The sequence below is a fragment of the Caballeronia sp. GAWG1-1 genome (assembly GCF_023631465.1).
Classification (GTDB): Bacteria; Pseudomonadota; Gammaproteobacteria; order Burkholderiales; family Burkholderiaceae; genus Caballeronia.
In genome coordinates, this window is record NZ_JALQDB010000072.1 from 1 (window position 1) to 9167 (window position 9167).

Consider the following 9167-nt stretch of genomic DNA (forward strand, 5'->3'; position numbering starts at 1 on the left):
AACCTTTGGTCACCGCACTGCCACGAGCATGCCATACGTGCGCAATGCATCGAGAATGGCCGCCGCGAGGCGCTTACTCCGGTCCGTTCGGTCACGTTCCCGAAACGGCCGGTCACGTTGCCGAAATCGTCGGTCACGATCCCGAAGCGGCCGGTCACCTTCGTCCGAAATACGCACTTTGCGGGAAGACCCGCAGACTGGCGAGTGCTCAAGGTGTGGAATGCGGAGATATTGAAGACGTTCGATTTACCGAACGTCGTGCCATCACTCTCGGCTAAAAATCATGCTCGCTGTCGTTCTAATCTCTTGCCTCATCGCGGGATGGCTCTTCATCACTGCAATACCGACGATTCTCGAAACCCGAGAACGGGTCATCTGGCTGCTGCTCGCACCAATCAGCGCCGTTGTATTCGCTACGACGATCTGGCTTGCAGCACACTTCAACGACCTAATCAGCATGTTTTGCCTCGCCATCTTCGGAGCAGCAAGCCTAGTGCTGTTGGTTATTTGGGGCAACCTTGGCGGCCAAGCCATCCGACGCGCGTGGAAGTTATTTAGACAGCCTGCACAGCCGATGCCTGTTTATCCCAAATCGATCAAGACCGGCCGTAAGAGCGCCGTCCTGATCGCACTGGATGCCGGTGTAGTAACGGCATGCGCCTGCTTTATCGCGTTGCTGCTGCACTAGTCTCTTTATGGCGTCGATTCGCTTCGCGGTCTGCTTCAAAGTTCGCTACCACCCTCGCGCCGACCCGGCCCGATGCGGCGACACGTTGCTTGATAAGCTCGGTCGCCGCCTTCTTTTCAGCGTCGGTCTTCGCAAACTTCTCCAGAGCGCTCGCCAACTTCTTCGGATCAAGCAGCAGGTTGCTTAACTGCTTGTCGGTTCTAGCCGCGAGGTTGCTTGTAATGCGGTTAAGCGCTGCTTTGCCGACAAGCGCGCCAACCGCGATTCCTGTGCCTTCCAGCGTCCCGCTTGAGAGCGCGTGAAAGATACCTGCGCCAGCCGTAGCACCGGTCGCAGCATTGCCAAGTCCGCCACCTTGCATGAGCAAGGCAAGAAGGCCTGCCGCATTCGTTGCGGTCTGTGATCCTGCCGGCCCGACCGGTGCCGCAGCGGTTGTTGCACGTTTCAGGTCGTCAAGCAAATTTCCAGCATAAACGCCCGCGTCGCCCATCAACCCCTTGTCGAGCAGAGATGAGCGCGCTTGGTTATACGCTATCTGCGGACCGCCCGAAGCGTCATTAGCGTTGAAGTCAACCTTGTTAGCAAAGTCGCGGAGGATGCCGCGCGATTCAATGTCACGTCCGGTCGTGGCTGCACCGCGCGTATATTCGGCGTAGTTCGGAGACTGAGAAGCCAGGTACTGGTCGAACGAGTCTTTAGCTGCCGCTGCTGCCTGGTCGTTGCGACCAGCACGACTAGCGAGCGCAACACGCAAATCCTCTTGGCCTTTCCCCGACAGTCCGACCATGTTTCGCTCAGCACTAGCGGCCCGTTTGCTCAGATCGACAAGCGCAGCGAGTTGGTCCGACGACACTTTGTCAGCCGCGCGAATGCCGGGCTTGGCTTGCTCGCGCAGGATGCGGTCGATAGCGCCTTTCAAGGCTCCAGCATTGACGGTTCCATCCACTGGGTTGACTGCGCTGCGCAAGGAATCTTGCAGCGTCTGCAAAGCGTCAATCGGTCCGCTCGCCTTTGCATAAGCGTCGCGTGCTGCACCGTACTCAGGGATATTCTGGTCGAGGAAGCCAACTAGGTCACGCTTGACGCCCATAAGATTGGCAACCTTACCGCTTTCACCCGCCCGAGCAGCCGCACCGATCTGGTCATCAAGCGCTTGTTTCGCCAACGTCAAGCCACGGCCCGACACATACTGTACTGGCTGCGGTGCCGAGCCGCCTAAGTTCGTCTTAGCTCGGTTCGCGGCGGTTGCGAAAAGGCTGCCGCCAGAATTCTGCGCGTCAATCGACGCCTGATTCATCGCCGACTTCATAGCGGGTTTCTGGAGCAATGCCTGGAACTTCGGATCATCCGCTCTAATGCCAACGTGGGTGCTCAGGAAGTCGTCAGCAGCGGTTGCGCCGCGTTGTGCGCGCATCGCAGCCAACGATTCTGGCGTTCCCGCTACGTCTGCAATACCCTGCCGTAAATCCGACTGCACCGCATCAGCTTGAGCATTGAAGGCCGTACGCCCACCTGCTGCGGCATTGCTCGCAGCTTTTCGGGCATCGCTGATCGCCTGCCCATACACTGGCGTCTGCATCGCATCTGCTTGCGCTTGGCTAATGGGCGGCAATTCTGCTTGCCCCGCTGCAACGCGGTCTGCCTGGGCCTGCACGAACGCTGCCGTATCCGCATCTAAGTCGCCAACAGCGGCGCGCGTTGCGCTCTGGCGGGCCGCGTTGTTCTCATTGGCACGATTCGCGAAGGCCGTATCCCGCACGCTCTGCCCACGCTGCAAGCCCGTAATTCCGGTGTTGTCGGCGGCCTCTGCTGCCGTGCGCTGAACACCCGCAATAGGTGAATCGGCATTCGCGCGGAGGTTACTAACGACATTTCCAATATCGCCTTCAACAGCACCAGCAGCCCGTGCAGCCGCCGAGGCTTCCGGGGATAGTGCCGTCATGGCATTACGCGCGCCGCGATAAGCCGTACTTGCAAGCGGCCCAAGCGCTTGACCAAATGCCCCGAGCGCCGCATTAGTCGCGCCACCAATACCAATATCAAGCCCGCTGCCGCCATTCATTGCGGCGTCACTCGCTCCAAGCGTACCAGCGACGAGCGCTTGAGCCGGGATCGTTGCGGGCGCGGCGACAGCAATCCCCGCCTGCGGCAACATGGCCCCGCCGACCGCCATAGCAGGTTGAGGCGTCGCGCGGTCGCGGCGGTTCGCGCTGTCGTAGATCGAGTCTGCGTTGCCTTGAAGCGCGTTGCCTGCGCCCGTCAAGCCAACGCCCGACAGACCCGCGCCAATGGCATGTTCAGCACGTGCGCCGACCCGCCAAAGCTCGTTACCTGCGCCAGCAGCGGCGGAATAAATACCGTCCAGCGGATGCGACAGGAACGTCTTTGCGTCGCGAATCGAACGTCCAAGATAGGTGTTGTCTTCTTGTTGTTGCGACGGCTGAACAGCTTGGCTAACGGGCGAACCCGATACGCTTACGGCCGCAGTATCAGAGCGCTTGCCGCCCACTACATCAGAGCCAAAAAAAGACTCTGCGAAAGGATTGCCCTTCAGCGAGTCAGGCACTTGCTGGACCGGCGCTGAAGCCTGTTGCTGAGGTTGCGCGCCAAAGGTCGGCACCTGTTGCAGGCCTGCCACCTTTGCCACATATCCACGCGTCTCGGCGGGCAGCTTGGCCGGGTCTGCACCTGCCGCAATCCACTTATCGACATTCCTGGGACCCCAGTTATATGCTGCAGCAGCATGAGCTTGATTGCCGTTATAACGTTGAAGCATTTGCGCTGCGTACTCATTGCCCACGCGCACGTTATCTTCCGGAGTGCCATTGCTCGGCTTAATGCCGAATCCAGGATCACGGGAAGTCGCAGGCATAACCTGCATAGCGCCCATCGCACCGCTTTTCGGATTGGTGATGGTCGAACTATCTGGCGCGTTGTTCGACTCAGCACCCCGAATACGCGCGATGAAGTCAGATGCGTCTGCGGATGGTGCTGCAGGCGTGACGGGTGCCGATGCGTCAGCGGACGAGAACGCCGCAAAGAACGGGTTATCTTGGAGGTTCGCCATTACTTGATTACCCCTTGCTGACGCATCGTTTCGATGAATTGGCGCGCTTGTGCGCGTTGTACTTCGAGCGTGTGGAATGCTGCACCGTCATTGCCTGCCTGCTTCTTCAGGTCGGCGTCCGACTGCATGGCGACGCTATTGGCGGTTCGCAGCGCTGACGCCTTGGTTGCAAATTGTGTCGCGTTAGTGCCAGCCGGGAGACTGATCCCGTTGACCGTGATCGGCGCTTGCGAAGGACCCTGACCGAATCGACCATTGGCGCGCGAGAAATCATTAACGTCCTGCGTCTGATCGGCCAGTGCGTTGGTGATCTTGCTGTAGCCGCGAAGGAACGCCGCTTTCTCGGCAGCCGATGCGTTCGGCCCGGGCAAACCGCGAGCCGCGAAGGCCATATCCTTATCGCTGATGCCGCTACCCGATCCAAGGCCAGCCAAGTTAGCCTTCGTCGCGGCGCTGATTACTTGGTCATACTGGACCTGCGTCGCGCTCGGATCGCCAACCCACTGATTCCACCGCGATGCAATCGCGCCGTTATCGCTCGGGTTGCGCATGATCGCGTCAGCCGTATCAGTAGCTTTCTGCGCGTTGGTCCGTTGCGCACGGATGGTCGTATCGGCGGCGTCGTAATCCTTGATCTGCCCGTCAGTGGGCTGGGATTGCTGCTGCATCATCTGCGGCGTGGGCGACTTGTTGAAGTTCGCAACCGGACCCGCCTGCGGACGGTTCTCGTTATAGATCGACACACCACCGCCCGTATCAACCTGCGCATACTTTGGTGCAGCAGGTAGTGCGGGGGAGTTCGGCGCGACACGCCCCGTCTGCGGATCGACAAACATTGTCACTGCATTTCCCTGTGCATCGCTCGTCTGCGTCGGCACAAGGTTCGGATGCGCGTATTTATAGCCTTCGAACTGGGCTTGTTGAGTCCGATATTGCTGATCAAACGACTGCTGTTGCGTCTTGAGATTGGTTTCCGTCTGCCATCGCTGTTGCTCTTGTCCGAGCTTCTGCCTTTCAAAAGCTGCTTGCTGCTGTGCCGCCGCTTGTTGCAACTCAACTTGCCGTTGTGCATTAAAAGCACTCATGCCTGCCCCGGCACCGTAACCGATTGATTGACCAAGGTTGTGTTGGCCGTCATTGGCCTGCAATATGGTCGATCCGAACGCAAGCAGACCCTGTGCTTGGGCTGGGTTTAAATTAGTAAGCGTATGTCCAATCTGAGCGAGCTTATCGCCGAATGCACTGGTCAAATCGCTGGATGCTTGAGGCGTCTGAGATGCCTCTCGAATCGCCGGTCCCAGTGATCCGAGCAGCCCCGCCTGAGACGTCTGGTCTTGGGGACTATCCTGCATGACCCCGAGAAGGCCCCCAGTCTGCGGAGCCGTCGCCGCATCCGTTGTCGGCGGTACGAAGTCGCGCGCAGCCGGATCGCCAGCGTTCGGCAGCGCCGCTACGCCTGCCGAAGTGGGGTCTGCCGACTGTTGGACCTTGAACGTACCCATACTCGAAGGCGTGATCACCGAATCATTGGACAAAGGCGTAACCGCCGCGCCGTACGTGCCGGAGTTGAGTGTCGGAGAACCCAAAACGCCCAACAATCCGCCAATCGGCGGGGCGCTCGCTGCTGCCGGGCCTTGACCGCTCTTCGCAACGAGCGAAGCAGCCGTGTCCGGGTCATAGCCCGCAGAGATGAGGGTTTGCAAAAGGCTCACGATTGCCCTCCTTTCAACGCTTCAGCAGCATGGTCCAACACGGCGCGAACCGGCTTCCCTTGCCCCGGCGTGCATGATTCCGCAGCCTTTGAGAGGCCAGTGATCAGCACTTCATCGCCATAGGTCACAAGGCCCGCCGCTTCATTTAGCGCTAGTGTTTCGTGGAGCGCGAAAGACAGCGAACTGACCAGGGCGTAAATGCTGTCTCGCTGCGAGTCTTGCTCTGGCAACCGATGGACTACATCAAGCAATCTCACAACCAACGTTTGAAATAATGCCGTGCACATATGAAGAGAAGCACGCGCCGCCGTCCTGCGCACCAAAAATTCCGCCTCGTCACCGATAGATAATGGCGCGTCGAGCATCTCTGCCTGGGACATGAGCCAGGTAGCAACCTGCCCCGCTTCGCGCTGCGTTTCTTCAGCGGCACGGAGAGCAAGCCGATGAGTTGCATCCATTTGCTGCTGCTCAAGATAGAGCGATGCCTCTATTGAATCGATCGATGACGCAAGACGCCGCAGATCGATTGCTAAAGCTTGAGAGAATTTGATTGGTGTCATGGTCGCTGCCAATTAGTGGTTAGCCAATTGTGGCTGGTGGCTTCACGTAAAGGAATACCCCGAAACGCGGCTCGGGGTGTCAGTCAAGGCCTAAAAACGGACCAGTGAATACGGCATCTTTCTTCCTATCTCGATATTCGAGCATCTTTCTCGCGAAGTACCGTGCCGCTTGTTCAAATTCAGCAAACGGGATCGGAACCATTGGAGATTCAGGAGCATATGAAAGATAGTTCACGTGAGCGCACCACAGATGCAGGACGGTTGAGAATTCTTCTCGCCTATTACGAAACGTGTCCTCGGAGATATCAAAGATCACGTGACATTTCCGTCCAAGCCGCCACGCTTTTGTCAGGCTGACTCCTAACGCGAATGACGCAACGACTGGAAAGGCAGCACTGCAGGCGCTCTCAAGCGACCTACTTACCGCCAAATTGAGTTCTTTGACGCTGATCGTGGAGGTGAGCTTGATATCGCTGTTCGTGAAACACTCGGTAGCGTCCGCGTCGATATCTCGCTGAAGTCTGAGCCGATACCTATATGCAGGATCGTTTGGAAATAGCATTGAGTCGAACAACGACGCGCCACCTAGTTTCGTGACGCCCGGCGTTGGGATATTATTCATGCGCGGCGCAAGTGGTTCCTGGTCGTTCCGAATTGCGGCGGAGAACGCTCGATCATGCATCGGGCGTTTCTCGTTTATGGGGCTAGTCATGCCGTCGCCTTGCGCGACTCCGCCACTCGCGCATCAGCCCATGCGTCCAGTTCAGACTCAATGAAAACAGTTGTCTTCTCGCTGAACTTAACCGGGCGCGGGAAGCTCGCATCGTTCTCAACTTTCCAGTAGATCGTGCTCAGACCCATCCCGAGCTTTGCCGCCGCATCTTTTGGTCGCAGATATTTGTTTGTCGCCATTCCCTACCCCTCTCTGGTCCATGTTGGACGTCTTTGCATGGGTCAAGAATGCCAACACGGAGTGGAAGGCGAAAGCAGGTGAAATGCAAATTCACCTGTCGATCCTTTCCGCATAAGGCTTAGAGCGTGATCGGGATTAGCTGATCGACATTTACCGGGACCTGCCTTCCTTTTGTTGATACTTGGCACGCCAACCATTCGGCGGCAGCGTTCGCGGTGTAAAGGAAAAGGCGACGGCCCTGCTCTGTCCGGATCAGTGTTGCGAAGCGTTCATCCGTCATATGTTCGTCGCGATAGACGGCATGCCACGCCATCCACAAATGGATGACAGGCTCGGCAGCACGGCGATACTTAAGGAATGTGTTCTTGTCCGTTGCGGTTCGCTTACCAGCCAAATCATCGTGCTCGCGGCGCAACTGTTCGAAGGAAGGTGGATCGTCAGTCACTGAGAGCCACTGGCGCACTAGCTCCCATGCCGCAATCTTTGCCCGCCGTATCGCTTCGCTCGCATCGTCCATCAAGCGCGGATAGGCAAACTGAGAATTCCAAGTAAGCAACACAAAATGATCGGCCGAAAGCATGACCGACTCACCACGCCTAATCTTGTCGTACAGCGCTTGATGTAGGGCATATGCGTTGCGGGCGTTTCCATCACCGGGGAATGCCATCAGCGCAGCGATTTCTTGTGCGCTCGTGGCGTCCGTAATGGTCGGCTTGTCCATTAGGCAGCCGTCCGATGCAGCGGCGTCACATTCCATTCAGCGCCAGTCCTGCACGACTCGATGAACGCGGCCCACAGTTCCAATGCAGCGCGGCGCTCGTCCCAGTAATGGTACTGGTCATAAACGCCTTCAACACCCGGCAGCGCATGATTCAAACACATTTCCGAAATATCGCGTGACACGCCAAGACGACGCATATGAGATTTCATGGTCGAGCGCAGATCATGCGGCGTAAAGCGGCGAATCTTTGGCGTCGGGTCTGCGTTTTCGATCCAGAAATCAATTGCTTCACGCAAGGCGTCCTTCGACACGTTAGCGTCACCGCCAAGACGTTCAATGCGTGTGCGCAGTCTTGCAGGAACCGAATACTTTGATTCGCCGCCGACCACAAACAGTTCACGGAACCATTGGACGACGCTAGGGGCTAGCGGAATATCCATTTCCGGACCCGTCTTGCTCTTGGGAATGTGCCAGCGCGATTCATCTAAGTAGACGTCCTTACGCACCGATGTGAACAACTCCGATGCCCGTACGCCCGTGGCTAGGAGGATGCAGGCCGACAATCGGTTAGCGTCGTTCATCTTGGCATTCGTGACTTCGCGGATTTCTTCGGCGCTGAGCATTAAGCGCGTACGCTTCGGAGGGCGCTTACCGACGATGGCAGAAAGCTCGATGCCCACCACCGGGTTAGCGCTTACCAATTTTTTGCCAGCCGCATGACGGTAGATCGCCTTCGTGACAATCAGCAGCGTATTCGCCTCTACCCATCCAAGTCTTGCTCGCTCGATCATGGCAACAATTTCAGCCGGTTCCACGGCTCTAATCGGCATAGAGCCAAGCGCGTTCTCAATACGCGTCAGGTTCCGGCCATAACTACGCTGCGTGCTATCGGCTAGGTGCGCCAGAACGCGGTCCCTGTAGTCCGCGACAAGCTGGCGGACGTTCCAATCGACAACGCTCTTGGCCTTTCTAGCAGCAAGCGCCGGGTTAATGCCCTGTTGCACTTCAACGCGCTTTTCAGAGGCCATCTTGCGTGCCGTCGCTAACTTGATATCCGGATAGCGACCGAGCGTCATCTCCTGCTGCTTGCCGCCGTGACTGAAGCGAAGAATCCAGGCCGCTGTTCCCGCCTTGCTCAACGTGAGCGTCAAGCCAGCGCCGTCTGATCGTGCACCAGCGATGCCCGCTGCCACGAACTGCCGTATTTCCAAGTCTGTCAGTGGATTGCCTTTAAGCCTACCCGCCATCGTCACACCCCGAATTAGTGTCTGCCCCTGCTGGCTACTGATCTAGCTACTAGCCTAGCTACTAATTTTACTTTGGATTGCGTTAGATGACTATAGATGAATGTGCTCCAAAAGGCTTATACAACAACGCCTTCCGGACGACGCGTTAGATTGGTGTAGAGGCGTTTAGAGCTAGTCCGGAACAATATGAACAGTCCCTGATCCACGAATGAACGGAGGCCGTCATGAGCGTCGCGTTGCTGAGCATCGATCTAGCCAA

General features: G+C 57.5%; 8 protein-coding genes. 1 reads left to right on the forward strand and 7 read right to left on the reverse strand.

Translation table 11 applies throughout. The annotated features are described in order from the left end of the window. The first annotated feature begins 283 nt into the window (after nt 1-283). Nucleotides 284-688 carry a hypothetical protein gene (locus tag NCT03_RS33095; RefSeq protein WP_250470058.1) on the forward strand — a complete coding sequence of 135 codons (405 nt, stop codon included), beginning with the start codon at nt 284-286 and terminating at the stop codon, nt 686-688. On the opposite strand, the gene NCT03_RS33100 is transcribed toward NCT03_RS33095, so the two are convergent. The 7 genes from NCT03_RS33100 to NCT03_RS33130 form a co-directional block, all read right to left on the reverse strand. After that, nucleotides 666-3755 (reverse strand): lytic transglycosylase domain-containing protein, encoded by a 3090-nt coding sequence (locus NCT03_RS33100; protein ID WP_250495454.1) that lies wholly within the window; start codon nt 3753-3755, stop codon nt 666-668. The genes NCT03_RS33095 and NCT03_RS33100 overlap by 23 nt on opposite strands. Next, on the reverse strand, nt 3755-5467 hold the full coding sequence (locus NCT03_RS33105) for a hypothetical protein (RefSeq protein ID WP_250495455.1): 1713 nt from the start codon (nt 5465-5467) through the stop codon (nt 3755-3757). Before NCT03_RS33105 ends, NCT03_RS33100 begins: the two co-directional genes overlap by 1 nt. Continuing rightward, nucleotides 5464-6027, reverse strand: coding sequence for a hypothetical protein (locus NCT03_RS33110; RefSeq protein ID WP_250495456.1), 564 nt, complete (start codon nt 6025-6027; stop codon nt 5464-5466). Before NCT03_RS33110 ends, NCT03_RS33105 begins: the two co-directional genes overlap by 4 nt. A gap of 79 nt (nt 6028-6106) precedes the next feature. Beyond that, nucleotides 6107-6739 carry a hypothetical protein gene (locus tag NCT03_RS33115; protein WP_250495457.1) on the reverse strand — a complete coding sequence of 211 codons (633 nt, stop codon included), beginning with the start codon at nt 6737-6739 and terminating at the stop codon, nt 6107-6109. Continuing rightward, nucleotides 6736-6939, reverse strand: coding sequence for a helix-turn-helix transcriptional regulator (locus NCT03_RS33120; protein ID WP_250495458.1), 204 nt, complete (start codon nt 6937-6939; stop codon nt 6736-6738). The genes NCT03_RS33115 and NCT03_RS33120 overlap by 4 nt, the downstream gene beginning before the upstream one ends. Before the next feature lie 119 nt (nt 6940-7058). Then, nucleotides 7059-7661 carry a hypothetical protein gene (locus tag NCT03_RS33125; RefSeq protein ID WP_250495459.1) on the reverse strand — a complete coding sequence of 201 codons (603 nt, stop codon included), beginning with the start codon at nt 7659-7661 and terminating at the stop codon, nt 7059-7061. Continuing rightward, complete coding sequence (locus NCT03_RS33130) at nt 7661-8908, reverse strand: tyrosine-type recombinase/integrase (protein ID WP_250495460.1); 1248 nt, start codon at nt 8906-8908, stop codon at nt 7661-7663. The genes NCT03_RS33125 and NCT03_RS33130 overlap by 1 nt, the downstream gene beginning before the upstream one ends. Nucleotides 8909-9167: the final 259 nt, after the last annotated feature.